The organism is Methylobacterium sp. E-066 (assembly GCF_022829635.1).
In the GTDB taxonomy this organism is placed as follows: domain Bacteria; phylum Pseudomonadota; class Alphaproteobacteria; order Rhizobiales; family Beijerinckiaceae; genus Methylobacterium.
In genome coordinates, this window is sequence record NZ_JAKSYO010000017.1 from 1 (window position 1) to 25,288 (window position 25,288).

Sequence of the window (25,288 nt, forward strand, 5' to 3'; positions counted from 1 at the left end):
ACTTTCCCCCGCATCATGGACCAGTCCGGGCACCGGGATCCCAGGACCGTCGTCGGCAACATCCAGCGGGCCAACGCCTTCAAGGTGCATTCGGGAAGTGGGTTCCTGTAGGGAGGCTACTGATGCGCAGCGATCAGCTCAACGCCGCCGGCATAATCGCGGAGAACGTCGTTTTAGCGCTGGAGCGGCTGGATACCCACAGCCTCGCGACGCTGATCCGGGGCGCGGCGATCGCTCGTCTCATGCGAGAGTTGGTGGCGGAGATGCCAACGCGGTTCAACGGCGTGCTGACAGCCGCCTGCAATCGATACCTCGCCACCAACGCTCGCATGAGACCAGCGATCGCCGCGCCCCGGGTCAGCGTCGCGAGGCTGTCGCTATCCAGCCGCTCCAGCGCTAAAACGACGTTCTCCGCGATGATGCCGGCGGCGCTGATCTGATCGCTGCGCATCAGTAGCCTCCCTACAGGAACCCACTCCCCGAATGCCCCTTGAAGGCGTTCGCCCGCTGGATGTAGCCGACGACCGTCCTGGGATCCCGGTGCCCAGACTGGTCCATGATTCGGGTGAAATCGGCGGGTCGTACCTTCGCCTTAGACCGCATCCACGGTGCCCGTCCGACGTGCCAGGCAAGGCGGACACTCATGCGATCCACACTCGCGCTCATAGCCGCCCTGACCGCCCTCACCTGCCTTCCTGCCATGGGAACCGCACAGGGTCGGCTGGAGCCTGATGAAGGGAATGCCTCTGGCGCATCATCCCCAGGTGAAGAGGCCGCTGACAACGTCGATCCGGAGGTGCTGGCACGCTGCCGCCGACAGGCCGCAGATCAGAAGCTGAAGGGCCCCGCTCGGAAGGCCTTCTTAGGCACCTGCGTCACGCCCGAGGATTAAGCTCAGAAGCCAAACTACCTCTCTATCTGATTGACGTGACAACGCTGTCACGTGACCACGTGGTCACTCTCCCCGGTTCAGAGCATCGAAGTCGCGGCCATGCTGGCGCAGCACGAGCCGCAGCCCCTCGACGTAGAGATCATGGGGCTTGCAGTCCGTAGCGGCCGCGATTTCACGGAGCGCTTTGAACACCTTTGGGTGCGCGTAGATCGAGGCGTGGGGCTTCTCGTATCGGACCCGGCGCTTGTATCCCTCAGGGCCCATCGGCTCGCTTGCTGCCGACTGTGGAATCACGTTGTCACGTGTAGCTGTTGCCACATCGTCACGCTGCAACGTTGTCACGTTATCACGTGACACATCCGTCACAGGGTCACGTGGTGACGTGGCAACGTCGGGTGAGGTTTGAGAAGCGATCCGGGCGAGCTGATCGTTGATGGATGGCCGCGGTTTCTTGCTCATGCCTTCGCCCCTGCGAGCTGCGCCTTGATCCACTGCCAGAGCAGCCGGATCTCGACTGCTGCCTTGCCCTTCGGCGCCAGTTCAGTGACGCCGAGCCCTGTCGTCATTGAGTCCAGAAAATCTGACCGCGTCGCCACCATCGAGGGCGCGAGCGCTCCAGTGCTCACCAAGGCCGTCGCCGCGTCGAGTGTGCGGGCCTGCGTCGTGGGATTGCACTGGTTGAGCACGAAGGCGAACTGCCGCTTGAGGAGCCGCAACTGCTCGACCGTCGGCCGGGCCGCCTCGACATCGAGGATGGACGGTTTCACCGGTAGAAGGCACAGGCTGGCCTCGCGCAGTACCAGGGCGACGTCAGGCCCGAACCGGCCGGGTGTGTCCACGATGACGAGCGAGACTGCGCCTGCGCCCTGGAGCCGCCCAAGCGTGCCGGCGAACGCTGACGGCTCGACTCGCTGCACGTCCAGGCCATTCGTTTCGCGCCGCCGCCCCCAGCCTACGAGTGACGCCTGCGGATCTGTATCGAGCGCCGCGACCGTCTCCCCGTCCTGCATCGCCGCAACGGCGAGCGAGGCTGCGAGCGTGCTTTTGCCTGATCCGCCCTTCTGTGTGGTGAGAGCCAAGACGTACATCATAGCCCCGCCATCCCGGCCGGGTTCTGTTTGAAGATCTGGCCAGACCGGATGTAGCCGCTCGTCGTGTCGAAGCGCTTGTGGCGGAGCTGGCGCTGGATCGCGTGGCCGGGCGCGTCGTTAGCCGCAGCCGACGTAGCGAGCCCGGACCGGAGCGAGTGTCCGGCATAGGCTGATGCGAGCCGGCGCGCCTCCTCCGGCGCATGCCCCTCTGCCAGCGCAGCTGCTTCAACCGTGCGCTGGACGATCCGGGCCACGGCCCGATCCGTCACTGCATCGGTGCCGAGCCGCCCGTGCCGGTCGATAGGCCGGAACGCCGGGCCTTCCTTCAGGCGAGCTGCCTGTATCCACGCACGATAGCTGCGCACCGGGCACGTCTCCATGTTCGACCCATAGGGCACGCCGATCTCGACGCCCTCGGCCTGCTGATCCGTCTTGCTGCGGGCGAGGTGGACCACGAGGCCGTCGGGTCGCTCCTCGACCCAGGCCGCACCGTCCCTACAGGCGACCTCAAGCCCGGCAAGCTCGGAGCGCCGTAGCGCTGCGGCAAAGCCAACCAGGATCAGCGCCCGATCGCGCTTGCCGGCGAGCGTGTCCGGCAGGATGGCCACGGCGCGACGAAGGTCCACCGTCATCAGGGGGCGCTTTTTCATTGCAGGCTGACCGTGTGCCCTCTTGATGCCCCGCCACGTGTCGCGGAACGCTGCGGACGAAGAGTCCAACGCGAACCCCGCCGCCGCGTGCTGCTCGCGGATCGCAGCAAGACGACGTTGTAACGTGACAACTTTCAACGTGGTCACGTGGTCGATAAGGTAGGCTAGTATGGCGGCTGGGCTCGCCGGCAACGAGGCCTCGCCTCGTGCCTCACACCAGTGTGCGAACGCCCGCACGTCCGAGGCATAGGCTCGGCGTGTGTTCGCTGCGCGTGACTGATCCGCGTACTCGCGTGCCCGGTCGGCAAATGCCTGCAGGCCGGTCGGCGAGGGGAGGGCGACTTCGGTGCTCAAGGCTGGGCTTCCTCAGCCAGCGGCTCGCCCTCGTTGATTGCCGAGATGATCTGGTTCCGCACGAGCTTCAGTGCGGCCTGCACGGGATCAGCCCAGTCAGGCCTCTGCGCCTTCTGTATGGCGTCAGCCGGCACGACGACGGAGAACCGAGTCCGTCCCCTCGAGCGCGCCTGCCAAAAGCCACGGACCTCGACGCCGTCCGCGACTGGCCGCGCCTTGACGACGAAGTCCTGCCCGGCGTGGGAGAAGGGGAGGCGAGGCGGCGTCGCTGGCATGCTGTCTTCTAGTGTCCGATAATCTCTTCTTATCGGACCTTAGACCACCACGCAGGAACTGGCAACGGGATCGCGCTACCACGTTGTAACGTGGTCACGTCGACGCAGACGCTCGCGGCCTCGGTCCGAGTATCTCGAACGCACCCTGCACGGGTTGCAGACGGGAGGTATGCGAAGTCGGCATGCGCTGGCCGGCCTCGGCCGTTCGCATGATCAATCCGGCTCGTCACTTGCAACGGCGCACTACCCGGTCTCCCGAACCCAATCTTGGATGAAGGGGGCGGGCCAGACGCAGATCCATCCTGGACTTCATTGCGGAGAGCACAAGCATGCCGGGCAAGCTCGAGACTCGTGTGCGGGCGCTGCTCGGCGGTTTGCTGATCATCGCCGCTGGAGCCACCGCAGCGGTCAGCGCCGAGATCTCGGGCGGGGTGGTTCGAATTGGCGTTGTCAACGATCAGACGGGGTTCCTGTCTGATCCAACCGGTAAGGGCTCCGTGATCGCCACCCAGATGGCGGTCGAAGACTTCAACCGGAAGGCACCCGGCATTAAGGTCGACGTCGTTGCGGCCGACCACCAGAACAAGCCGGATGTCGGCGCAACCATTGTTCGAAAATGGATCGATGTCGACGGTGTCGACCTAATCGCCGATGTCGGTAACTCGGCCGTGGCGCTCGCGATCCAGTCAATCATCCGAGAGAAGAACCGGATCGCGGTATACTCGGCCGTCGCCACCACCGAGGTGACCGGCAGGCAGTGCGTCCCCACCGGGCTGTCGTGGCTGCATGACGCCTACAACCTCGTCGCCGGCCCGATCCGCGACCTCGTCCCGAAGGGTCAGAAGACCTGGTTCTTCATCGGCGCGGATTACGCCTTCGGCCGCAACATGGTGTCCGTCTCTCAGACGCTCCTCACGGCTGCCGGTGGCAAGTCTCTGGGCGAGGTATTCCATCCTTCGGCAGAGACAGACTACACCTCCTATCTGTTGCAGGCCCAGGCATCGGGCGCTGACACCATCGGGTTCGCCAGCACCGGGTCGCAACTGGTGACCGAGATGAAACAGTGGACCGAGTTCGGTATGACTGGCGGTCCGCAGAAGCCGGTGGCCGGGCTGCTATTCCTGACCGACACGCACAGCATGGGATTGAGCATCGCCGCGGGCCTGCGCGCGGTTACCGCCTGGTACTGGGACCTGAACGACGAGACGCGCGCCTTCGCGCAGCGGTTCTATAAGCTGCACGGCGCTATGCCGAGCGAGGCCCAAGCCTCAATGTACTCCGCGGTGAGCCACTACCTGAAGGGCGTGGCGGCGACAGGCACGGATGACACGGACACAGTGCTAGCCTGGATGCGGGCCAACCCGGTGGACGACTTCTACGCCCGAGGCGCAACGTTGCGCGCCGACAGTCGCCTCGTGCACGACTTCTACCTCGTCGAGGTGAAGAGCCCGGCAGAGTCGAAGGGGCCGTGGGACGTGTACAAGGTGCTAAGTACGATCAAGCCGAATGACGCCTATCCGCCGCTCACCGAGAGCGAGTGCCCCCTGGTGAAGACTGCCGCCATTCGCTGAAGCGAGGCCGGGCGAGCCGTGATGATATGGCCGCCCGGCCGGTGCTCGGATCAGGCAGCTGTCAGCCGCTTGATGTTGAAGGCCACATGCTCACGGTAGCGGGCGATAACCGTCTCAGGCGAACCGCCGAGCATCAGCGTCGTCATCGCCTCAGTGGCAGCTTGCATCTTCTCGATGACCATCGATTGCGCCTCGGCTCGGCCCTCGTGGCCGCCCCAGGCCAGACGTACCATGCGTAGCTCGATTACGCGTTGGGACTCGAATGCGAGCAGGATCGACGACAGGATGGGATTGTACACAACACACTCCGCACCGCGGCAGCAGCGGCTTGGATCAACGTGGCGTGACTCTAGGACGATCCGACCCGAAGAGTTTAAGGGAAGACGCCGCACCCCGTATTTGATACAGCCCGCAACCTACAGTCGAAGCCGCGGTTTGCTATTCAGCATCATGCTCCCTGTCGCACTTTATTTGGCGGTTCTTCCGACGAAAGGTACGTCCCATGGGCAGCGGCATTTCCCTTTTATTTTTGGCGCTCGGCACGATCGGTGGTGTCGGCTTTCTTGCCTTAGGCGCGCGGAAGCAGGTCGCCAATTTGAAAGGCGACCCGGAACGCTCCAACCTCATCAAGGACCACGGCGGCGCGCCACGTCCGAACATGCCGGGGACGGAGCACTGAGACCGCGATTTTGACGCTTGAGATTTCCCACTCTCATCTCGTCCCCGCCGCCTGATCTGACCACGAGCTGGCGGGGGAGGTCGTTTATCTCATCGGCGTCCGCGTAAGGTGCCGGGTTCTGGTTAGCGCGCCGTGACCCGCGCGGGCTTGGCATTGTGCCGGAACAGGCTGCGTAGTGCCCGGAACGGCAGCAGCACTAGCTTAGCCACGCCGTGAGCGGCCATGACGACGACGATGGCCAGAAGGGCTAGGAGGGTGTTGCGCAACGCGGGGCACTCCAAGACGGAGTGAACTTGGCGATCCATCACCGCCATTGCTCTCAGGAAGCGCCCCGAAGACGGCGAGACTGTGAAACTTCTTGGCTGCGTGCGTTCGCCAAATCAGCCTAGGATGACGTCGGGTATGCCCGATCGGGGTGCTGCGTACGCAACACCCACCAAGTCCTCTCGTCGCCAGACTATGCGAACGGTTGACGACATCGGCTCCTGGCCGATCGCGAGTTCGAAGTAGCGCGGCACTGTGAGGCCGGGGGGAAAAGCGAGGCAAGCACCCACGGGTGAGTGGTTCGTCACGATACAGCGGACTCCTGCATCGACCCCTGGGAAGGCAACATGGCCTTCGATGGTAGCTTCGACACGAAGCTTCGCGCGGCGATCCTGCATATCAGCACACGGCCTGGATATATTACGATAAGTGCAGGTTGTATTCACCAGCATACATCTAACAACTCAATCCAGTATAATAGCGATCCAGGTCGATAGGCGTTGGGGTACCATTTGGCGACGTATGATTAGCGCAACCTTAATCACTCGGGCAATCAAGCGTCGCGCAAACTTATTTTAGTTACATCGATGGTTGCTGCATCGCCTTGCCGTCTGTCCTGGAGGTTTGGCAAGGGACGCAGTGTGAAACCACGGCGGACGATGTCGTGGGTGGGTGCGGCTACTGAACCGGAACCGGACCTCAGCGCTTCCCTATAGCCGACGCGGTCCTCCTGCGCTGAGGCACGGAGGATCCCCATGCGTATCTTCATCTTGGCCGCGCTTGCCGGTGCCAGCCTGGTTGGCTTGAGCCTTCCGGCCGCCGCCGTGCCGGCTGGCCCCGTAGCCGGTGTCTCTTCGCCTTCCGATATGCTCACCAACGTGCGGATGCGGCGCCATCGCATGCGGCGGCCGTCGATGACCTGGGTGCAGCGGCGAGGGGCCCGGCGCTAGTTCGATCACCGGCGGGCAGCAACACCCCTGTCATGATCTGTCATATGCTAAGCGCACGCCAGCCTCGGACTCCGCGGTGACACCTTTGTCCAAGACTGGAAGCCCGCCCGGTTCGCCGGCGCGGGCTTTTTTCGTGGCCTGGGCTTTGCCATGGGCGTCGGCTCGTCGATGAGACCGCGAGCCAACTTGCGGCGCGCTCCTGGTGGGGTGCGCCGCCTCTTCCGCAGCTGCAGGTCGTTCAATCGCGACGCTCTCCGCGGCTAGCTAACAGCCTGACCGACAAGACGCGGACCGAACTAGGATGTCGGTGTCGCCGATTGTCATGACGCTGATGAGCTGCTCGCCACGCTTCCAGAGCATCGAGCACGCCGCGGCTCCGAACGGCGCACAGGTCTCAGCCTCCGGGTAGGCTTCGCAGGTATCCTCGCGACGCTCGCACACTCGGCTTGACGGTGGCACAGGGGCAGGCCTCCAGCCGAGCTGAAGAAGCGAAGCCCGAGCATCGGGGTAGAGGGTGTTGGGTTTGAACTTCGGCACCGGCATCGGCTCGGCTGCCTGCGTCCCACCGGCAGCGACAACGAAGGCGAGGGCGGCGAGGGCTGTGCGCATGGCGGGAGGATAACTGGCAGGATGGCGGTGTCGAGGACGGCCGCGTTACGTCGATAGCTGCACCTTCGGTCTCTCATCGTTCTCCTCGATGAAGATGACGCCGGCGGGATCGTTTGAAGGAGGGCGCTCATCCGAATGTGCGATGCCTCACTGTCGTGCTTTGGGCCACAGCGTACTCCGAAGCGTGCGTTAGGCGGAAAGCGTAGGACGTCCGCCGCGGATCTGATGGATGTCTGCTCTCATCACCACCGCCTCGGTCAACGTAGGAGGCGCTCTGCATCGCCGCACGGTCGCCCTCGCCAACGTCCGATGGTTCCGTGCTTTGGCACGGCGCGCTGTTCGCGACGGCGGTCCACAGTCACAGCAGCGAGCGGCCAACGCTCGTGCTGCTGCTCGCATCGTTCTCCGTCAGGCAAAGCGTGAGGCTGTGGTCGGCCGGATGGCTCGCGATGCCCTCGCGGCGGATCTGTAGCTTACCCCGACTAGCCCACCATCAGTGCCTCTTCCACGAGGCGGAGGATGGGGTCAGAACACGGCTATTAGGGCAACGCCAGCGATCATGAGCACGCTGCCGACGAGCCGCCACAGGGTTGCTGGATGCACCTCGAAGCCGACCCAACCGAAGTGATCGAGTAAGATGGAGGTGACGACGCCAGCGGTGACGAGGAGCGAGAGGAATGCACCGGCACCGATTTGGCGGGCGATCAGGAGCTGCGTGATGACGACGCCGCCACCCAGCAGCCCTCCAAACCACGCCCACCACGGCATCTGCGCCAACTCGACGTAGGTCGGCCATGCCAGACGCCGGGTCATCAATCCGATGATGAGGACGCTCAACGCCGCTCCGACCCCGACGACGAGACCGGCTGTGAGCGGCTGAGAAAGGCCTTTGGCCAGCGTGCTGTTCTGTCCAGGCTGTACCGCATTGGCGATCCCGGCGAGCAGCACGAAGCCGTAGAGGTACCACATAGCTGAGATCCCGATCGGTGAGATCTTATAGGTAGGGCGGCCGGATAGGGCTCTTCGCGCGATCGCCGGCGGCATGTCGTCCTGCGCCTGCACTTTCAGCGTCTCTTCCACGAGGTGGGGATGGGGTCAGCCCTCGTCCCCGATGTTGTCATCTTTGAACCCGTCGAAGCCGTCCAGCGGCACCCCGGTTCTGAACACGTCGTACTTGCGGCCGATCGCGTCGAGCTGCTTCCCTTGAGCCCGCATAACCCGATCACGATCCTCCTCGATCACCTCCCGCAGCAGGCGTTCACGGAAGAGATCGTCGGTCTCGGGATCGCTCATGCTGTGCCGGGCTCCTCAGCTTAGGATCGCGACTGTGCCACCAGCGATGAACCCAGCTAGCAGGACAAGGACTGGGGCGTTCTCCACGCCGGCTTCGTTCAGCAGCCTAGCTGAAACTGACGCCACGACGAAGACGCCTAGCGCCGTCGCGAGCGTCCCCAGTCTCACTTCAGATAGCCCTTCGCCTTCAGGTGCTCGGTGGTACGGCCTGCTCGCTCCAATGCCTACACCTTCCGCTCCCGGAACCGGATCCCGGCGCCGCCACCGTTTTCTGGGATGAGCCAGAAAATAGGGTTCAGGAGTGGAGATCGGCGGTCTCCCATTAAATCGATCGACCTTCAGATCTGCCATCCGGATCCGACTCACGTTCAGGGCAGCCGTCTTGGTCGCGTAGGGATACGCTGATTGCTCGGAGAAGAGACCGTCAGAGGATGACACGACCCAACGGTATCATCCCTGGTACACAGGGCAGGGCATCACCGCGAGCCTGTAGGCGCGGGACAAGGCGTCAGCCTCGTAATCGGGCGGAACGACAGAGGGTGAGAGGGCTCCACCGGAGCCCTCCCGATGCTGACAGTGATCGCCTCACATGCGATGCATCATCCGCTTGCGCATCATGCGGCGGCGCATCATCCGCTTCTTCATCATCATACGGTCGCCGTGCATCATTCGGACCTGCGTGACATCCGACTGGCTGGCCTGAAGACCGCTTACCGGAACTGGAGCCGCCGACACGCCGCCGACACTAAGAGTGAAGCTGCCGAGCAGGGTTGCCGCAGCGAGAGCGAAGGTGGTCTTCGTCATCATGTTCTCCTGAGTTCGGCGGGCACGTCGGCTCATAGCCAGGAAGGCTGAGGAACCGCACGCCCCGGCACGACGCCGAAACACGGCGTCAGCGGTTCCCTACGATCGTGATCGCAGGGGAGTTTCAGCAATTGAACCGATGGAACGATAAAATTTCACTGTACAATCAGATACAGCGCATCCTCTGCCAGGAGCTTTAATTAGGAAACAGTCAAGCTCATTTACAAGCTTGGCAATTTAGCGGTTCGGTTTCGATTAAATCTGAAACCATTTAGGTTTTACGTTCGTATCTTGAGGAGTGCGGCCAACCATAGCGGCCCATGGTTCAGCGAACGTTGGGGCTATCTATGATCCGTATTCCCGTGGCGATCCTCGCGGCTGCCCTACCATCAGTCCTCCTCTGTCCAGCTGATGCCGCTATGAGGAAGGTGCGGATACCGAACCAGTACGATGGCTCGTGGACAATTGTTGCTGCGACCGCCCAGGGGGCCTGTCCAGCCAGCACGAGCTATCATGTGCAGATCAAGGGCAGCGACGCTTCGATCCCGGGTGATGAAATCAACATCGCCGGTGGCGTTTCCGCTGCGGGCGCAGTGAAAGCGACGATTACCAAAGGAACGAACAGGGTGCCGATTGCCGGGAGCCTCAACACGGAGGGCAGCGGCAGCGGCACCTGGGGCACGTCCGGCGGGCTGATCGAGTGTAGCGGCAGCTGGAGTGCCAGGCGGGCGGGATAGCGGAAGCTGCCCCGCCGCCCATAACTTCAGGGCTGGCGGGGCTCGGTGCCGTTCCTCACGGCGAAGCGGCCAAGTACGCAACACGGCCCGAGGTGCACAGTGGTCAAGGACGGTTATCGGAGACAGAACGGCTACGCTTGAGACGATCCCGGATCGGGAATGTCAGTCGGCAGTGCCGGTCGGTCCAGGCCGAGATTGGACGGACCGACACTCGTCATCGTTCTAGGGTCGAACCCAATCACTCGAGTGTGGTTAATGAGGGTGGCCGGATCGAGGAAGCTAACTGGGCCTGGGTCGATCCGCGCAAGCCGCTGCTTCAACCGCGAACACCCAGCAACGGGTCACAAACGTACCGATTGGGTTCAGACCCAAGGCGATCGCCATGCATCCGCAGGCCATGAAGCTGCTGGCCGAGGAGGGCACCACGCCTGGCGTGAGGCGCACGATGGTTATGACCGCCGTCATCATGGGCTTCCCGGTCCAAGGATGAGCGAGCCATCGGACACCCCCGACAAGGGCGCGGTTCATCGCGCGATGGCGCGCCTGGACGGGTTCGCCCGCGGGCTCGGGCTGGATGAGGCGACCACCCGTCAGATCGTCGAGGCGGTGGTTGCCGACATGCCGATGGTCGAGGATGATGAGCGTCTGGCTGAGGCCCGGCAGCGGATGATCATGGCGTTTGCGTAGGCTCATGACGTCCGAGATCCGACCCTCTCTCCGCCGTCTTCAGCTCGAAGCCCTTCGCGCCTGCGCCTTGTACCCGCTGAGCATGCGGCACGGGGCGCATCCAAGCGACATGCCGGTGCTTCGGGAGCTTGGGCTGGTCGAGGAGCGACAGGCGCGTGGGCAGGCCGGGCGGAAGCTACTTCGGCACGCGCCGCCAGGGTGGCCCACGAAGGTTGGCGGCGGGGGCCCGCGCCTTCGCTTCCCCCGCATCGTGCTCGCGGAGCCACCGATCTATGTCACTCTCCTCGGACTCGGCAGATGCGCCGGTCGGCAGTCCGCTCAGCCGATCCAAGGCGAAGTCGATGGCCTTCCGATCCCACCGAAGCGTGCCTGGGAGCGCGGGCGGCATCATGCCGATGCTGACCCACTGCCGAAAGCCGCCTGGGGTCAGCCCGCAATAGGCCGCCGCGTCCGCTATCGTCAGGCAGCGCGGTTCCAGTGTTACGGGCTCCTTTGGCTGTCTCGGTCGCTTCGTCATGCTCCCTTCCAGCGCGAGCTTCGTGTGCCGTAGCGGATCAGGCTCACAGCAGGATGAGCCGTTCCTGTTTTTTTGGCCGGCCGGCATCCACCCCCGCTTCCTCCGGGGCGGCTTCGACGATGATCGAGCCCGCTCGGAATACGACACGTACATCCGGGTACCCGGCGGCACGCATGGCCCGGATTGCCCGCGCGATGTCAGCCTGGGTCACCCGGTCGGGAGTGCGGGGCATCGCTTATCCCTTTACTCGGCGAGTTCGGCTGCTCGTACTGTCCATGTCAGATTTCGGCTTCGACAAGGCGCGGAGCCTAGCCTCAAGGGCGGCCGACGCAGCCTGATGCGCATCGCTGGGCAGGCCTTTCTTTGGCTTGGCGCGCAGGTCCGCGAGGACACGATAGGCGTTCGCCACAGCTGCCGCCTGTCGTTCGTCGCTGATCGGCTTAGTCGCAGTTGAGCGCACTGGCTGGCGGTTCCGCTCACGCCATTCCCTGATGAAGCGCAGGGTTGTGACGATGCGGCTGCCCAGCCGCTCATATTCGAGGTCGCCGCGGGCGGCCGCGTTCCGCAGGGCCAAGCCCGACATCACGCCGTCTGGGAAGGCCAGCCGAGCCGCCGTGCTCAGATGCAGCGGTGTGTCCTCAGTGATCTCGGATCGATCCGGCAGAGGGCGAGGCGGCTTCGGCACGATCAGGCTCCCCTCGTAGGATCTCCCGCGACATAGAGAGGGTAGGGGAGCCGCCTGCTTAATCGAACGCCGTGCGTAGATCAGGCCGCAGTTTGAACCTGGAGGGTGCGTAGGGAAGCACGCGGGCCAGCGGAGAGGTTGGGTCCCGCGAAATTGGGATAGGAAGAACGAGGTTTCGCAAAATCGTCACGGCAACGCCTTCTCCGACGCTGAACCTGAAGGGGTCACTCCAGAAATCCCGAGTATCCTCACTGTATTCCACGGTGGCGTCTCCCGTAAAAACCACTTGGCTGCTAATCGGAAACTCTTTCACGAATTTTTGGGGATTAAAAAATTGGTTTCTCATTAGGAGGCCACTTGGCATTAATGCAATTTGATAGCCGAATTTTCTGACTAGCCCGAGATATCCGGCACAGAACAGGGCAACGTGGTGCTGCGACGTAAACGGTCTGGTCCATAACCCAGGCTTGAATACATCCTTCAATAATGGATCAAAATACTTGCCTTTCCAACTGTTGCACCCGTTATTGTACATTATTTTCTGATTGATGAGCAGAGGCTTGCGGCACAGCAATGTCATACCGCTTCGCTCGTTCCGCGGAATGGCTGCACGGACCTCTTCGGGATCGTCGGCGACGGCCTGCCTTGGAATGATATGCTCAAGTGAAAAATCGTCATAGCGGAGCGGGCGAAAGCACACCGGGCACAAGATCTGCTCGTGACTTGTGAACCACGGCACCAGCGATTTCAGATCCCCATGCATCTTGTGCCAAAGGATCTCCTTCAGTGCCGGAATGTCGATGTCAGCCATCAAGTGCGACCGTACACATCAATAGCGGTCAACAAGTTGCTCAAGCTCTTTGAGCCAAGCTGAAATGTCTCGCGCCTCTTTCGGCAGCTTTTTATAGTCGTGTGCAGTCTCGTTACGACGTTCGTAATCTTCTTCGAGGGACGCCAGGGTAGCTTGGTCGGCGTGGAATATCACCTCTAACTTCTTTCTTAAAGAAAACGATTTGATGTTCTGCTTCACATATCGCCAGGCAGCGCCGTGAATAGTTTTTGCCTTAGCTTGTTCATCGACGCGCCTTTCAGCCTCCCGACGAGTAAGGTATTCGAATTGCCCCCAGCCCAATAGGTAGAAGGCCGTATCGACAGCCTCCTGCGCGGCTCGGATCTGTCGAGCATCGCTTCCTTGGGTCAGAAGCTGCTTCCTGAGCAAACCCTGGACACGGTCATAGGCCTGCTTCGTCTCGGTGAGCTTGCTCACGCCGGGACGGTCGCGCCGACTAGGCCATGGAAGGCAGCCTCATTCCAAGGCTGCGGCTCACGCCTCTCACCTCGAACAAGGAATATCCAGCGAGCCGGCTCCATAGCGGAGGAGGCATCGAAGAGGATCGCGCCTTTATCTTGTGTGATGACATCGATGCGGCCGTTCGAGCCAATGACCCATAGTCCAGCCGGCACGATGCTCATGACCGGTGTTTCGCCGCGGTTGAGATCGAGAATAGGCAGCTCGCGGTCCGGGACGGCAAACTTCTGCATCAACTCCTCGGACATGAGGATCGTGCGAGAGCGATCTGCGGTCAGGCCATCGCGTGCGGCCCAGGCTGCGGCTTCGGTGTAGATAGCCTCAATCCGGTGCTGCCAATCGTCCAAGCGCTCATCAACGTACGCCCGGTCGAAGACGCTACCGTCATCGTTGAATTCCCAAACGTAGAGTGGGTCGAGGTCGCTGGAGTGCGGGATGCCACCTTCCCAGCCGAGGATCGTCAGCTTCAGGCGCTCAACGTTGAAGTTCCAGACCTCGTGCCGCGGCCCTGGCTTTCGCGATAGCTCCCTGAGTTCGGCCCAATGCCTTTCCAGCTCTTCCGTTTTGAAATCTCGGACGCCTACCTTGACGTCGACCGTGAGGGCCGCCCCATTGGCAAAGGTGATCTGCAGGTCAGCCCATGGCACCCCCGTCGCGGGTGCATTTAGCACGTCAGCATCCTTGATCTGAATGCTGCCAATTAGGCGGTCAGGGGGGAAGTCGGTCTCATCCCCGACGCGCTCTGCGAAGCGAGTTTTGACGTCGCTTGGGCCGAGCAAAGCCTTTCCGTGTATCCGGATCTGAGATCCGAACACCACGTAGCGGTTGCCAACGTTGACGAGGATCTGGCGCTCGTAGGGGGTAGGGGGCGCCGGGTCCTGCCGAGCTTCTAAAGCAGTCAAGCTAAGATCCTGTTCGGTCAGGCCTTCACGATGGGCCGATGGAGCGGGAGCCGCAAGAGGAGGAGTGCCCGCAGTTCGGTCGGCAATGGCGATCGGTCCAAGCCCGAATTGGACAGACTGAGGTATCAGGCTGCGGCCATCGCGGACCGTTCGGGGATATAGCCGGCACGGATCTGAGCCATGGTCGGCGGCCAGCAGGTCGCCCACGCCTCAAATGCGCATTCTCGCCCGCCATAGGTCTGCCGGCAGAGAATGGCGATCTGTGCCCCTGAGAGCCGACCACGGGCCATGAGGGCGCTGGCGACAGCCTGGATCGCAGCGGATCCCAAGGGCGAGCGGACGAGCCCTCGCGTCCAAGCATCGACCTTCGCTTCAAGCTCGCTTCGGGCGGCCTTGTCCAACGACCATCCCTCCATGATCGCGCTGAACCGCTCCATGTCGGCGCCGCCGCCGCCCAACATGGCCGCGGTTGGATCTACGCGCTGGTAGTGCGCCTCGGCGTGAAAGCCGGCGTAGCAGTGGATCAGCTCAACATCGCGCCGATAAGTCCACCACCGCAATCCTGCCGCCTGTTGTTCAGGGCTGCCCGCTAGCGGCCAAGGGCGGAACGGCCATTCGTGGATTGGCTCCCCGCTGACCATGCCGTGGCACGTGAACAGGCCACCATCTCGCCCCCTCAGACGCTTGCCGGCGCGGATTTCCTCACCTGTCTGGACCACGGCGCGGTCGGTCCTGAAACCGAAAAACCAGCGCACGAAAGCGTGGCCGGCTTCGTGGTGACATGTAGCGCGACGGCGAGGCATCTACCGGTCCTTAGTGCTCGTCTCGTGTTCCATCGGCCCGGTGCTTGAAACGGACGCCTGCGCCACCGCCGTTCTCCGGTGTGAACTCAATCCCAGCATCCTGCAGGGCTCGCTCGATGCCCGCCAGGTTGTTGTGGCTGGGTACGCGCCGCCCCCTCTCGAAATCCCGGACCGTCGACAGCCCGAGGTGTGATGCTTCGGCCAACTGCTCTTGCGACCAGTCCAGCAGGGCGCGCGCGGCGCGAGACAAGGCAGGGGTAAGCATGGACGCAGAATAGCGCGTCATATTTTTTCGTCAATCGTGCTACAAAGGCGTTGACAGGCGACCGTCATATCTACAATCTGATTTTCAACGAAATCATATGACAAGACGCCTTGATGCCCTACCGCACCGTCTCCTGGAACACCCTCTCCCGCAGCCTTCACGACAGCCGGCCGGCTATCGCCCCCGGCCTGCTCTCGGCCAAGGCCCGCATCGACCTGACGGTGCGTCTGACCCGCCGGCCGCTGTTCGCCGCCGGCCAGTTCGACCGCGGCGCCATCATGTCGGCCGCTGCTTCCGCCGCCCGTGCCCATCAGGAGCGGTTCGGCTGCACCTGGGGCGAGGCGATGTCCGTCTGCCTCACCGCCGCGTGGCGCGCCGCCAAGATGGCCCGCCACATGGCCGCGCACTGAGGGGAGGGGCGCCATGCTGATCACCCGCACCTCGATGCTCACCGGCAAGGTCGCCACCCTCGACCTGCCCGTCACGGTCGAGCAGCTGGCTGAATACGAGACCGGCGCCTTCCTGCAGGACGTGTTCCGCCACCTCCCGCCGCCCCAGCGCGAGTTCATCAAGTCGGGGATCACCCCCGAGGAATGGCAGACCTTCGTCGCTGTGCCTGAGCCCGACGAGCCGCCCGACTAACGCGCGCCGCCTCGGCGCACCCCCCTTCCGATCCTCACCCCTGAGCCTGTCCCACGAGCCCATTGCGGAGCCCGAACGATGCTGCACGCCTTCCTCACCCCCGATCCGATCCATGCCGTCATCGAGCGCCACCGCGCCGCCTACGACGCATACCAGGTGGCGCCTGAGGGCCGCCCGAGCGTCATCGCCAATGACGAGTACGACGCCGCCAGCGAGGCGCTGGTTTCGACCGCCTGCTCGACCCGGTTCGGGGCCCTTGCCTTCTTGGCGCACCTCCGCTGGTGGCTGACCGAGGAGGCCGATTTCCAGGACGGCCACCAGCCCGCCTATGGCCTCGCTGAGGCCCGCGCTGCCGACCTGACCCTGTTTCTTGGCACGCCGCTGCCGCCGGCCGTGATCCCGAATGCCGTGCCGCTCGGGCATGCCGCGGCCGGTGTCGTGCGCCAGTTAGCCCACGGTCCCGCCTCGGAACACCACTGGCCCGAGGACCAGTTCTTCGCCCTGCACGACGAGGCGCTGCCTGGCGAGGATGAGCCCTGGCGGGTCGTGATGCCCGTTCGGCCCGACACCGCCCATGTTCGGGCCCCGCGCTTCCTCGACATCGCTGGCGAGCTGCTGGCCGCCGTCGCCATCATCGGCGGCGGGATCGTCCTGACCGGCTTCGCCTCCCTGCTCTGAACCCGACCCGCAACCGAGCGGGCCGGTCGCCCGCGTTCCTCATCCGAGGATCCCGCGATGTCCTTCCGTGCCTCCCTCAAGAACCTGATCCGCCGCGATCCTGCTACCCGCCTACGCGGTCGCGCTGACGATCTGCGGGTTTCTCTTGCCGGCCAGACCCGCCGGACCATCGTGGCCGGATCCGTAGCCGCTGCCGTGCCGCTGCCGGCGATGGCCGCCGCCCGCACCCATGAGCCCACCGAGTACGCCGATCACCGCGATCGGCTGCTCGCGGCTTACGCCGAGGACCGGGCCTGCCGCCCGATCGACGGTGAGGCGCAGATCAACTCCATCGAGGACGTGGCCTGCACCTTGGTCGAGCGCAGGTGCTGGGCGCTGGCTGAAGAGGTCGCGACCTTGCCGCCCCCGCGCACGCTCGATGGCCTCGGCGTGGTGGCCTTGGCAGCGACGATCCTATGGGAAGTGTCGCATAGCGAGGAGAGGCACGACGTAGCCGCCGTGAGCCTGATCCGGTCCGTTCTGGCGATGACCGGCACCGAACTGCCGCCCCGGTTCAGTGGCTTCGGCGACGAGCCGGACGTGAAGGAGCGCGACACCGCCCTCTACGACGCCGAGGGCTCACTGCCGGCCTGGGCTATCGCCGAGGCCAAGGCCGAATACGACTTCGACGACGCCTGACGCCGCCACCGCGCGGCGCATCGTCTGCCGCGCCTCCTTCCATCCCATAATCCCTGGAGGCCGCTCGTGCCCTCTCTCAAGCTGTCCAACCCGTTCCGCCGTGACGCTGATCGCCCGACGCTCAAGCAGCGCGCCGTAGATCTGAAGGCCAGTCTCAACCATCTCGGCACCGCCTCGCGGCCCGCATCTGAGGCTCCTCCTGCCCAGACCGAGGTTGGCGACGATACCGAGCTGCTACACCTGGGTCAGCAATTCGAGGCTGCCCGAGCCCGCGAGACCGCGGCCTGCGAAGCCTGCAATGCGGCTCAGCGGGAAGCGGACCGGCATATGCCGGAGCGCCCGGCCTGCCTGACCTACCGCGCCTCCGACGAACGCCTAAACGTCCATCAGTACTGGATGATGCCCGAGGCGCTGGAGGGGCGGAAGATCCGCGGTTCGGATGTTGCCCGGCTGCGGCGCATCATGCCGATGACGCACGAGGTGCTGCGTCCGATCTGCCAGGGCGAGCGCTCCCACATCGACCACCCCGGCCGTCGGTTTGACATCGTGCCTCATTCCGAGGCGCAGGTCCGCGCCGAGGAGATCGTGACCGCGTGGGATGCATGGCGATCTGAGCAGGCTCGTCTTCTCGATGAACTTGTCACGCCCGAACTTGAGGACGCCGCCGAGACCGCCGGCACGGTTGCTACTGGGCTCGCTGAACAGATTGCCCGCTTGCCGGCCCGTACCGTCGCTGGGTTCCGAGTGAAGCTCTTGGCGCTCGCAGCGTACCAGCCCAAGGTGCTGCTGTCCGCGTTGCCGGAAGAGCCGGATCCGGATCAGATCCTGTCGCATTCGCTCTGGCGCGATGTGCAGGGTGAAATGGCGCCGGTCGTTGGGGCCGTGGACTGGCAAAACCCACCGCCCGGGTTCATGGCCTCGCCCGCCATCAAGCCGTTCAGCTTCGCCCGGATCCCCGATGCCATCGGCCTCGAACTCGACCGCCTCCACGGCATCGCCGTCGCGGAATTCAAGCGCCGGGGCGGTCCCGAGAAGAGTGAGGCGGAGCAGGTCGCCCTACGCCGGGAACTGCATCTCGACGAACTCAACTATGTGCCGCCGCGCGAAGGCGGAACGACGGCTGGACCGGCGATCGATGGGTTGTCCGCCAAGATCCTAGCACTGTGGCCAGCTTGGGCGGCGCACACAGGCGATGATGGCACCGACGAGCAGACCGCAGCCTATGAGGCGATGCAGGAGCGCCGGTTCGCTCTGCTCCACGCTGCCGATGCTTTGCCTGTGACCGTCAACAACATCCTGCCAAAGGCGATCGCCCTGGCGTGGCTACACTACGTCAACGAATGGCGGCTCGGGCAGAAACGCGAAGACTACAGCACGGATGGGCGGCTTGCGATCGACATCCACATGGCGGCCCTAGCGCAGGGAGATCTGCCGAAGCGGGTCAACCAACGCCCCGAACTCGATCTCGTCGGCATGCTCGACCTCGCGTCCGCCTCGCTGGAGGACCTGCAGTCGCTGCACGATCTCTCAGACCGCGTCAGCAGTTTCGCCTACGCCTTGGTTTGGACGAGCCGGTGCCACACCCGCGGATGGGACGAGAGCAAGCACCCGGGCGACCAGTACAACGCCGCCGGCAAGCTGATGCAGTGGTTGGGCGACGCTCTGACCGATGTGGAGACTGCGGTCGATAAGGAGGCCGCCCGGCGGCTGCCCGACAACGCCTCCGACCGCGAGACCCGGCTGTCGATGCTGGCCGTGCAGACCATCGACAACGGCGACCCAGAGGCGATCGAGGCTTTCGCCCGCGAGCTGCTGGCCCACGCCGCCGCCGAGCGTGCGAGGGGCTGACCGGCCCCTTCCGTAGCCGTGCGTACCGCCCTGGCCGGATCCTGCCGGGCCTCCCCCTCATCGCGATCCGAGACCTGACATCATGGGCGACGTGCTCACCTTTACTCCGCGTCCGAAACCGGCCGCTCCAGATTTGGAGCCGCTGGCCGGGGCCGGGCTTCGCGCCAGCCTGGAGGAGGCGGCGCAGACCGCCCTCGACGCGGCGGACCGCATCATCGCCGTCCTCGACCGCATGGACGGCGATACCGACATTGAGGACGGCGCCGACGCCGAGCCGTCCCTGGCGGCGCCCGAGAACCACACCGGCAGCCAGATCACATGGCTGCGTGGCAACGATCAGGACCGCGAAGTTGAGACGGCTGAGACCGCGCTGCCGGAGGTGGCAGCTGAACCGGCAGCGAACTCGATCGTCTTACCTTGGCGGGGGCGTGGGAACGTCATCTCGGCTGCCGGCATATCGCTCCTCGACCTCGCGGGTGTGCGTTGACGCCGACAAGTTACGGCTCCAGCAGGGTCCACGATGGGTGGAATTTTGCCGGTCCGCTTCTAGAAATGAGAATGCATAGTCGGACGTCCAATGAAGGCGTCGTCTAGCCAGATTTCACTTGCTGTGCCGTGGATACGCTTCGCGACGCGCGATCTCATTACGATGGGAGGTCGGGGAACAGGGTGGAAGCCAGCTCTACCGCCATCTCCTTGAACAGTCGCACCGGCCGCGGCACGTATCGATGACCCAGATGGACCAGGGTCAGGTCGAAGGGACGGAAACGCCATCCGGGCATCGCCTCGACGAGGCGCCCGTCGTCGAGCAGGTCGGGCCGCACGATGGGCGGAAGGTCGCCGATCCCGGAGCCCGCCAGCAGGGCGGAGGCGAGACCGAGATAGTCGTTCATCGTGAAGGACGGCTGGAAGGTGACGGTCTCCTTGCGGTCACTGTCCTGGTGAGTGAAGGTCCAACGCCTATCAGGTTTTCCGAAGGAAAATGCCAGCAGCCGATGGTCGTACAGATCCTGTGGACTTAGGGGCGCAGGGTGCCCCGTGAGATAGGCCGGGCTCGCCACCAGTCGGTGGCGGTATGTGAGGATCTTGCGTGCGACGAGGTCCGAGTCCTGCTGGGGGCCGAACTGAAAGGCGACATCGATCCCCTCCGCAACCTGATCCACGTAGCGTTCGGTTACGAGAACCTGCACGAGCACGTTCGGATAGGCGGCCTGGAATGCGCCGACGAGCGGCGCGACGAGCGTGTCGGAGATGCTGGGCAGAGACGCGATGCGCAGGACGCCAGAGACATCGGTCATCCGGTTCGAGACGAGGCCCATCACCCCGTCACTGATCTCGATGCTGCGCCGCGCCTGCTCCAAAACTTCTGAGCCGAGATCGGTCAACCGCAAGCTACGCGTCGAGCGCTCCAAGAGACGTACGCCGAGTTGGCTCTCAAGCTCGGCGACGCGGCGGCTGACGGTCGAGGTCGGGATGCGTAGCTGACGCGCGGCCATCGCGAAGCTGTTGGCCTCCACGACCTTGGCGAAGATGAAAAGAGCGTTCAGATCGAGCATCATTGTCCCATATATGGGATAGGCCATCCCGCATTGAATGGGTTATGGCTCAATGAGAGATCGCATACTGATGAGGCACCGTAAACAGGTGCCGGAGTATCGTGAATGAAGGTTCGTCTTACCGCTGCCTGCGCCCTAGCTGTCCTTGCTCTCATCCCCACTCAGCCCAGCATAGCGCAAACGCACACCGGTTCATCGACGGCCCCGTCCTCCGAGACGAGCGACGAAGTCGCGATCCGCGCCGCACTGTCCTCGTATAACGCAGCTTTGAACGGTGGTCAGAGCGCCGCTGTGCTACCCCTCTACACGCCCGACGGCATCTTCATGGCGCCCTACACGTCCTCCTTCATCGGTCAGGACGCGGTTCGCAGGGCGTATGATGCCGTCTTCAAAGAACTGAAATTCGATGTGACATTCAATATTTCCGAGGTGGTCCAGATGGCCCCAACCTGGGCGTTCGTGCGGACCAACTCCGCCGGGAAGACGCTGCATCATTCCAGCGGCAAGACGACGTCCGAGGCGAACCAGGAACTCTTCATTTTCCAGAAGGGCGACGACGGTCGCTGGCGCATCGCCCGCTACAGCTTCTCGCCTACGAACCCGCCGAGCCAGTGACTCGCTCGATAGTCCAAAAAAATTCTGTGGCCAACTCTATTTTTCCTCGCAAGGATCAGCCCATGAACGCGGATGAACAGGCTATTGCCGAGGTGCTTAAGCGGTACGGAGAGGCCGCCAACCGCTCAGATGCTGACGCCGTGGCTGAACTCTATACCGACGACGGGGTGCTGATGGCACAGAACAGCCCGCCCCAGGTCGGTAAGACTGCGGTTCAGGCGGCCTATGCGGGCATGGCTGGGGCAATCAAGCTCGCCATCGCTTTCGAGATCGGCGAGATCCGGGTGCTAACGCCAGAATGGGCCTTCCTGCGCTCCACCTCGACCGGCACGATCCGCATCCTGGCCGCAGGCATCGACATCCCGGAAGCCAACCAGGAGCTGTTCGTCTTCAAGAAGGTCGACAGCGCCTGGAAGATCGCTCGCTACAGCTTCTCCACGACGCTGCCGGCGCAGGCGTGAGGCGCCCGCGATGACCCTATTCTTGCCGAAATGGATCGACGCGTCGGCGCGCGTACTGATGTCAGCCCTGTTCCTGCTGTCCGGCATCGGCAAGCTCACCGCCATCGCGGCCACGCAAGGCTACATGAGCGCCTACGGCGTCCCCGCCATGCTGGTCTGGCCAGCCGCCGCCTTCGAGATCTGCGCGGGGGTGTTACTCCTGCTGGGCCTTTGGACCCGGCCGCTCGGCGTGTGCCTGGCCGGGTGGTGCCTGCTGACGGCAGCCACCTTCCATACCGCCTTCGCCGATCAGAACCAGCTGATCAACTTCCTGAAGAACCTCACTATGGCTGGCGGCTTCCTGCTACTCGCCCGCGCCGGTGCAACCGGCCTCAGCCTCGACGCGCGCCGCGCCGTGAGTCGAACAGATGGGTGAGTGCATGTCGCTCATCTCCTGCCTGCGCAATCTATTCCTTAGTGCAGCGCTTGTCGGGGCCGCCCTCGTACCGGTCGACGCAGCGGATCAGACCACCAGCAGCTTCGCGTTCGCGTCCGATCCGATGGTCGCGGCCGGGCAGCGCGCGGCCTACGACGTGGTCCACCGCTATGAGACGCTCCTCAACGCGGGCGACACTGACGGCATCCTGGACCTGTTCGCCTCCGACGGCGTCGCGGAGTGGAACGACAAGCCCACCTTCGCAACGCGCCAGGAGAAGCGGGATGCCTACGCGGCCCTGTTCCGGGTCGCCCGGTTCACGACCGTGTTCGGCTACGCCGGCATCGACGTCCATGGCGAGACGGCCGTCGTGCGGACCTACCACCACAAGGGCGCGACGGTCCTGGAGGGGGGCAAGCAGGTCGTCGATCTGAACCGCGAGGTGTTCGTGCTGCGCAGGATCGACGGCGCCTGGAAGATCACCCTGTACGTCTTCAACACCAACCCCGTGCAGGGTGAGGGCTGAGAGCATCCACGACGTTCCCGGCTCAGGAGGACGACCATGACGACGATGAGGGCGGCGGTGATCCGCGAGGCCGGCGGTCCGGACGTGCTGAAGGTCGAGGCGGTCCCGATGCCCGAGCCCCGCGCGGGCGAGGTGCTGATCCGGGTGCGCGCCTTCGGCCTGAACCGGTCGGAGCTGTTCACCCGCCGCGGTCAGTCACCGGGGGTCGCGTTCCCGCGCGTGCTCGGCATCGAGGCGGTCGGCACCATCGTGGCCGCGCCCGACGGCACGGTCGCTGAGGGCGACACGGTCGCAACCGCGATGGGCGGCATGGGTCGCAAGTTCGACGGCAGCTATGCCGAATATGTCCGCGTGCCGATCGGTCAGGTTCAGGTCCTGCGCACCGACCTGCCGTGGGAGGTCCTGGGTGCGTTACCCGAGATGCTGCAGACCGCCTGGGGCTCGCTGTTCACGGCCCTACGGCTCAAGGCGGGTGAGCGCCTGCTGATCCGGGGCGGCACCACCTCGGTCGGGCTTGCCGCGGCCGCCATCGCCAAAGCGCACGGCGTCCACGTCGCAACCACCTCGCGCCGCACCGACCGCGCGCAGATGCTCCGGGACAACGGCGCGGATCAGGTCTTCATCGACACGGGCACAATCGCCGCACAGGTATCGGAGATCTGCCCAGGGGGCGTCGACAAGGTGCTTGAACTGGTCGGAGCGACGACGCTGGAGGACTCGCTCCGCTGCGCCAAGCCGGGCGGCATCGTTTGCATGACGGGCATGGTCGGCGACCGGTGGTCTCTGCCGGACTTCAGTCCGATGGACGTGATCCCGAGCGGGGTGTGCCTCACGACCTACGACGGCGGCGTTACGGACTTCATGCGCACGCCGCTTCAGGAACTCGTCGAACAGGTCGCGACAGGCAGCCTGCGCGTGCAGGTGGGCCGCACCTTCAAGCTCGACGAGATTGCCGAGGCGCATCGCTTCATGGAGGAGAACCGAGCCGGCGGGAAGATCGTCGTGCTGCCCTGACGGCGCGCGACCCTCCCACACAGAAGAGTCGCACGGATCACCGGGCGCGAACTGCACCATCGAAGGGGGTGACACGACATGCGCACACCGGTCGAAACAGTCCTGGCCCTTCTGGGCGACGCCGCCAATCCGTCGACCGTCGCCGAGTTGGTGGCGCCCGACGCCACCTACGTGTCGTTGAACTACGACAATCCCGACCTGAAGCGGATCATGCCCTGGTGCGGATCGCATACTGGCGCGCAGTCCATCGTGGAGACGTTCGTGAACGTCAACCGGCATTGGGAGATCCTAGCCTTCGACGTGCAGGAGGCCTTAGGTTCCGATGAGCGGGTCGCCGTGTTCGTAAGCTGCACCTTTCGCTCGCGGGTGATGAACCGGACGCTAATCTCGCCCGTCGCGATCTTCGCCAGAGTCGTAGGCGGAAAGATTACCCAGATGCAGTTCATGGAGGACACGTTCGGGACCGCTTCCACCTTCCGAAGCGGCGGCGCCTGGACATTCAGGGCCGATCCGGACGGCGCAGAGGTGACGATCTGAGCAAATCCAGCATCATGGCTGCGCCTACGGATTTGTGCCCGAGCAGCACTCAGTCGGCTTGCGGGACCGCTTGGACGGTCTGGAGGTCGGCGCAATGCCGACGCCGCGGAGCTAGGTCGGATTGTCGATCTGTCTAGGTGCCCCTCACGAACGCCGCTCGCTCACCCAGTGTAGACCGTTCCAGGTGCCTTGTTACTCCCGGACGGGCTTCGGCTCCGGCTTAGCTGCTCGCGTCAGGCTCTGGATCTCTCGCGGCGGACGACCCGCCTTCTCGGCAATCTCGGCCTCCTGCTGCTCAATGAGGTCGCGGGCCGGCTGATCACCGTCCAAGCCGCCCAGGATTTCCATCGGCACGCGTCGGTTCGAGGCGCGGCTGCCGTCCTCGAAGACGACGTCGAACAGAACGGAGCCCCGCTCCTGCGGGAGCAACTTCACGCGTTTAGCCATGGCCGGGGCTGATACCCGGGCAGGGTCGGCGGCGCCAGAACAACGGACGTGGTTGACGGTATGAGCGCATGGGAGGAGGCTCCGTGCGGGGGCGGCTACGGAGTTAGCCACCATGAGCGACTTCGATCACATCCTGAACTGGAAGCTTCTCCGAGGCTCACACAAGTTTCCCGGTCCTGACGGCGGTACCTGCATTAACGAAGCAGCAGTCGTGGCGTGCGGCTTCCCCTATCAGCGTGTCGGTTCGGTCAAAGCGATGCCGGACTGCTTCTCGCGCCCGATCTGTGCGCTCGCGATGCAGCTCAACGACAATGCTACGGATACACAGCGTCAGCGCCTAATGCCATTCGTGACGCGGCTGGCCTGTGCAGACACAGCCGGAGTCGAGCGGCAGCGGGAGCGCTATATCGATGCGTACCTCAACAGCGACAATTTATTCTCACCCGCACCGTGTCCGTTCGACTTTCAGGACGGCCTTTCCGTTCTGGAAGGCGCGCTCGCCATCGGGCGGCAAGCCGACCCGCTCGGCGCGGT

Annotated in this window: 36 protein-coding genes; 18 read left to right on the forward strand and 18 right to left on the reverse strand. The window is 64.1% G+C overall.

The window, feature by feature from the left end:
* Positions 1 to 122: 122 nt before the first annotated feature.
* Complete coding sequence (locus tag MKL20_RS00760) at positions 123 to 440, forward strand: hypothetical protein (protein ID WP_244035088.1); 318 nt, start codon at positions 123 to 125, stop codon at positions 438 to 440.
* Between the two features lie 515 nt (positions 441 to 955).
* Here the strand turns inward: MKL20_RS00760 and MKL20_RS00765 are convergent.
* From MKL20_RS00765 to MKL20_RS00780, 4 genes are read right to left on the reverse strand one after another with little or no spacing between them, the layout of a single operon-like run.
* A complete protein-coding gene (locus MKL20_RS00765) occupies positions 956 to 1,351 on the reverse strand; it encodes a hypothetical protein (RefSeq protein WP_243966077.1) in 396 nt (131 codons plus the stop codon).
* Positions 1,348 to 1,983 carry a ParA family protein gene (locus tag MKL20_RS00770; protein ID WP_243966078.1) on the reverse strand — a complete coding sequence of 212 codons (636 nt, stop codon included), beginning with the start codon at positions 1,981 to 1,983 and terminating at the stop codon, positions 1,348 to 1,350. Before MKL20_RS00770 ends, MKL20_RS00765 begins: the two co-directional genes overlap by 4 nt.
* Positions 1,980 to 2,987, reverse strand: coding sequence for a tyrosine-type recombinase/integrase (locus tag MKL20_RS00775; protein ID WP_243966079.1), 1,008 nt, complete (start codon positions 2,985 to 2,987; stop codon positions 1,980 to 1,982). Before MKL20_RS00775 ends, MKL20_RS00770 begins: the two co-directional genes overlap by 4 nt.
* Positions 2,984 to 3,262: a hypothetical protein gene (locus MKL20_RS00780; RefSeq protein ID WP_243966081.1), complete on the reverse strand. Its 279-nt coding sequence runs from the start codon at positions 3,260 to 3,262 to the stop codon at positions 2,984 to 2,986. The genes MKL20_RS00775 and MKL20_RS00780 overlap by 4 nt, the downstream gene beginning before the upstream one ends.
* A 329-nt stretch (positions 3,263 to 3,591) precedes the next feature.
* On the opposite strand from MKL20_RS00780, the gene MKL20_RS00785 reads away from it, so the two are divergent.
* A complete protein-coding gene (locus MKL20_RS00785; protein WP_243966083.1) occupies positions 3,592 to 4,833 on the forward strand; it encodes an ABC transporter substrate-binding protein in 1,242 nt (413 codons plus the stop codon).
* 50 nt (positions 4,834 to 4,883) lie between these two features.
* Here MKL20_RS00785 and MKL20_RS00790 read toward each other — a convergent pair whose 3' ends face one another.
* Positions 4,884 to 5,132, reverse strand: coding sequence for a hypothetical protein (locus tag MKL20_RS00790; RefSeq protein ID WP_243966085.1), 249 nt, complete (start codon positions 5,130 to 5,132; stop codon positions 4,884 to 4,886).
* A 203-nt stretch (positions 5,133 to 5,335) separates the two neighbouring features.
* On the opposite strand from MKL20_RS00790, the gene MKL20_RS00795 reads away from it, so the two are divergent.
* Complete coding sequence (locus MKL20_RS00795; protein ID WP_243946712.1) at positions 5,336 to 5,512, forward strand: hypothetical protein; 177 nt, start codon at positions 5,336 to 5,338, stop codon at positions 5,510 to 5,512.
* A gap of 122 nt (positions 5,513 to 5,634) precedes the next feature.
* Here the strand turns inward: MKL20_RS00795 and MKL20_RS00800 are convergent, their stop codons facing one another.
* The 4 genes from MKL20_RS00800 to MKL20_RS00815 form a co-directional block, all read right to left on the reverse strand.
* Positions 5,635 to 5,778, reverse strand: a complete 144-nt coding sequence (locus tag MKL20_RS00800) for a hypothetical protein (protein WP_243966086.1) — start codon at positions 5,776 to 5,778, stop codon at positions 5,635 to 5,637.
* Between the two features lie 2,082 nt (positions 5,779 to 7,860).
* On the reverse strand, positions 7,861 to 8,304 hold the full coding sequence (locus MKL20_RS00805) for a DMT family transporter (RefSeq protein WP_243903213.1): 444 nt from the start codon (positions 8,302 to 8,304) through the stop codon (positions 7,861 to 7,863).
* A gap of 126 nt (positions 8,305 to 8,430) precedes the next feature.
* The gene (locus MKL20_RS00810) at positions 8,431 to 8,628 is read right to left on the reverse strand and encodes a hypothetical protein (RefSeq protein ID WP_243966088.1); all 198 of its coding nucleotides are present in this window, start codon (positions 8,626 to 8,628) and stop codon (positions 8,431 to 8,433) included.
* A 585-nt stretch (positions 8,629 to 9,213) separates the two neighbouring features.
* Positions 9,214 to 9,432, reverse strand: coding sequence for a hypothetical protein (locus tag MKL20_RS00815; protein ID WP_244035089.1), 219 nt, complete (start codon positions 9,430 to 9,432; stop codon positions 9,214 to 9,216).
* Between the two features lie 515 nt (positions 9,433 to 9,947).
* On the opposite strand from MKL20_RS00815, the gene MKL20_RS00820 reads away from it, so the two are divergent.
* Together MKL20_RS00820 and MKL20_RS00825 are read left to right on the forward strand one after the other, a co-directional pair.
* The gene (locus tag MKL20_RS00820) at positions 9,948 to 10,169 is read left to right on the forward strand and encodes a hypothetical protein (RefSeq protein ID WP_243966090.1); all 222 of its coding nucleotides are present in this window, start codon (positions 9,948 to 9,950) and stop codon (positions 10,167 to 10,169) included.
* A gap of 486 nt (positions 10,170 to 10,655) precedes the next feature.
* Positions 10,656 to 10,856, forward strand: a complete 201-nt coding sequence (locus MKL20_RS00825) for a hypothetical protein (protein WP_244035090.1) — start codon at positions 10,656 to 10,658, stop codon at positions 10,854 to 10,856.
* A gap of 560 nt (positions 10,857 to 11,416) precedes the next feature.
* Here MKL20_RS00825 and MKL20_RS00830 read toward each other — a convergent pair.
* From MKL20_RS00830 to MKL20_RS00860, 7 genes are all read right to left on the reverse strand, one after another.
* Positions 11,417 to 11,605: a hypothetical protein gene (locus MKL20_RS00830; protein WP_244035091.1), complete on the reverse strand. Its 189-nt coding sequence runs from the start codon at positions 11,603 to 11,605 to the stop codon at positions 11,417 to 11,419.
* 3 nt (positions 11,606 to 11,608) lie between these two features.
* Positions 11,609 to 12,058, reverse strand: a complete 450-nt coding sequence (locus MKL20_RS00835) for a hypothetical protein (RefSeq protein ID WP_243966094.1) — start codon at positions 12,056 to 12,058, stop codon at positions 11,609 to 11,611.
* Between the two features lie 58 nt (positions 12,059 to 12,116).
* A complete protein-coding gene (locus tag MKL20_RS00840; RefSeq protein ID WP_243966096.1) occupies positions 12,117 to 12,869 on the reverse strand; it encodes a hypothetical protein in 753 nt (250 codons plus the stop codon).
* Positions 12,870 to 12,887: 18 nt separating this feature from the next.
* Entirely contained in the window at positions 12,888 to 13,325 is a 438-nt protein-coding gene (locus MKL20_RS00845) for a hypothetical protein (RefSeq protein ID WP_243966098.1), read from the reverse strand.
* A complete protein-coding gene (locus MKL20_RS00850; RefSeq protein WP_243966100.1) occupies positions 13,322 to 14,269 on the reverse strand; it encodes a hypothetical protein in 948 nt (315 codons plus the stop codon). The genes MKL20_RS00845 and MKL20_RS00850 overlap by 4 nt, the downstream gene beginning before the upstream one ends.
* A 125-nt stretch (positions 14,270 to 14,394) precedes the next feature.
* Positions 14,395 to 15,072: a hypothetical protein gene (locus MKL20_RS00855; protein WP_243966101.1), complete on the reverse strand. Its 678-nt coding sequence runs from the start codon at positions 15,070 to 15,072 to the stop codon at positions 14,395 to 14,397.
* A gap of 10 nt (positions 15,073 to 15,082) precedes the next feature.
* Positions 15,083 to 15,358, reverse strand: coding sequence for a multiprotein-bridging factor 1 family protein (locus MKL20_RS00860; protein ID WP_243966103.1), 276 nt, complete (start codon positions 15,356 to 15,358; stop codon positions 15,083 to 15,085).
* A gap of 92 nt (positions 15,359 to 15,450) precedes the next feature.
* Between MKL20_RS00860 and MKL20_RS00865 the strand changes: the two genes are divergently transcribed.
* From MKL20_RS00865 to MKL20_RS00890, 6 genes are all read left to right on the forward strand, one after another.
* Entirely contained in the window at positions 15,451 to 15,747 is a 297-nt protein-coding gene (locus tag MKL20_RS00865; protein WP_243966105.1) for a hypothetical protein, read from the forward strand.
* Positions 15,748 to 15,760: 13 nt separating this feature from the next.
* On the forward strand, positions 15,761 to 15,979 hold the full coding sequence (locus MKL20_RS00870; protein ID WP_243966106.1) for a hypothetical protein: 219 nt from the start codon (positions 15,761 to 15,763) through the stop codon (positions 15,977 to 15,979).
* Positions 15,980 to 16,057: 78 nt separating this feature from the next.
* Positions 16,058 to 16,657, forward strand: coding sequence for a hypothetical protein (locus MKL20_RS00875; RefSeq protein WP_243966107.1), 600 nt, complete (start codon positions 16,058 to 16,060; stop codon positions 16,655 to 16,657).
* Positions 16,658 to 16,714: 57 nt separating this feature from the next.
* Positions 16,715 to 17,335: a hypothetical protein gene (locus tag MKL20_RS00880; RefSeq protein ID WP_243966108.1), complete on the forward strand. Its 621-nt coding sequence runs from the start codon at positions 16,715 to 16,717 to the stop codon at positions 17,333 to 17,335.
* 66 nt (positions 17,336 to 17,401) lie between these two features.
* Entirely contained in the window at positions 17,402 to 19,183 is a 1,782-nt protein-coding gene (locus tag MKL20_RS00885) for a hypothetical protein (protein ID WP_243966109.1), read from the forward strand.
* 82 nt (positions 19,184 to 19,265) lie between these two features.
* Entirely contained in the window at positions 19,266 to 19,670 is a 405-nt protein-coding gene (locus MKL20_RS00890) for a hypothetical protein (protein ID WP_243966110.1), read from the forward strand.
* 157 nt (positions 19,671 to 19,827) lie between these two features.
* Here the strand turns inward: MKL20_RS00890 and MKL20_RS00895 are convergent, their stop codons facing one another.
* Positions 19,828 to 20,739, reverse strand: coding sequence for a LysR family transcriptional regulator (locus tag MKL20_RS00895; protein WP_244035092.1), 912 nt, complete (start codon positions 20,737 to 20,739; stop codon positions 19,828 to 19,830).
* A 105-nt stretch (positions 20,740 to 20,844) separates the two neighbouring features.
* Here MKL20_RS00895 and MKL20_RS00900 point away from each other — a divergent pair, with 105 nt between their 5' ends.
* From MKL20_RS00900 to MKL20_RS00925, 6 genes are all read left to right on the forward strand, one after another.
* A complete protein-coding gene (locus tag MKL20_RS00900; protein WP_243966112.1) occupies positions 20,845 to 21,354 on the forward strand; it encodes a YybH family protein in 510 nt (169 codons plus the stop codon).
* A gap of 62 nt (positions 21,355 to 21,416) precedes the next feature.
* Positions 21,417 to 21,815: a YybH family protein gene (locus MKL20_RS00905; protein WP_243966114.1), complete on the forward strand. Its 399-nt coding sequence runs from the start codon at positions 21,417 to 21,419 to the stop codon at positions 21,813 to 21,815.
* Between the two features lie 10 nt (positions 21,816 to 21,825).
* Positions 21,826 to 22,230: a DoxX family protein gene (locus MKL20_RS00910; protein WP_243966115.1), complete on the forward strand. Its 405-nt coding sequence runs from the start codon at positions 21,826 to 21,828 to the stop codon at positions 22,228 to 22,230.
* 4 nt (positions 22,231 to 22,234) lie between these two features.
* Positions 22,235 to 22,756: a YybH family protein gene (locus MKL20_RS00915; protein ID WP_244035093.1), complete on the forward strand. Its 522-nt coding sequence runs from the start codon at positions 22,235 to 22,237 to the stop codon at positions 22,754 to 22,756.
* Between the two features lie 36 nt (positions 22,757 to 22,792).
* Positions 22,793 to 23,770: a zinc-binding alcohol dehydrogenase family protein gene (locus tag MKL20_RS00920; protein WP_243966117.1), complete on the forward strand. Its 978-nt coding sequence runs from the start codon at positions 22,793 to 22,795 to the stop codon at positions 23,768 to 23,770.
* A 78-nt stretch (positions 23,771 to 23,848) separates the two neighbouring features.
* Positions 23,849 to 24,307: a nuclear transport factor 2 family protein gene (locus tag MKL20_RS00925; protein ID WP_244035094.1), complete on the forward strand. Its 459-nt coding sequence runs from the start codon at positions 23,849 to 23,851 to the stop codon at positions 24,305 to 24,307.
* A gap of 192 nt (positions 24,308 to 24,499) precedes the next feature.
* On the opposite strand, the gene MKL20_RS00930 is transcribed toward MKL20_RS00925, so the two are convergent.
* Positions 24,500 to 24,754: a hypothetical protein gene (locus MKL20_RS00930; RefSeq protein WP_243966119.1), complete on the reverse strand. Its 255-nt coding sequence runs from the start codon at positions 24,752 to 24,754 to the stop codon at positions 24,500 to 24,502.
* Positions 24,755 to 24,866: 112 nt separating this feature from the next.
* On the opposite strand from MKL20_RS00930, the gene MKL20_RS00935 reads away from it, so the two are divergent.
* On the forward strand, positions 24,867 to 25,288 hold a 422-nt coding region (locus MKL20_RS00935; protein ID WP_244035095.1), incomplete at its 3' end, for a hypothetical protein.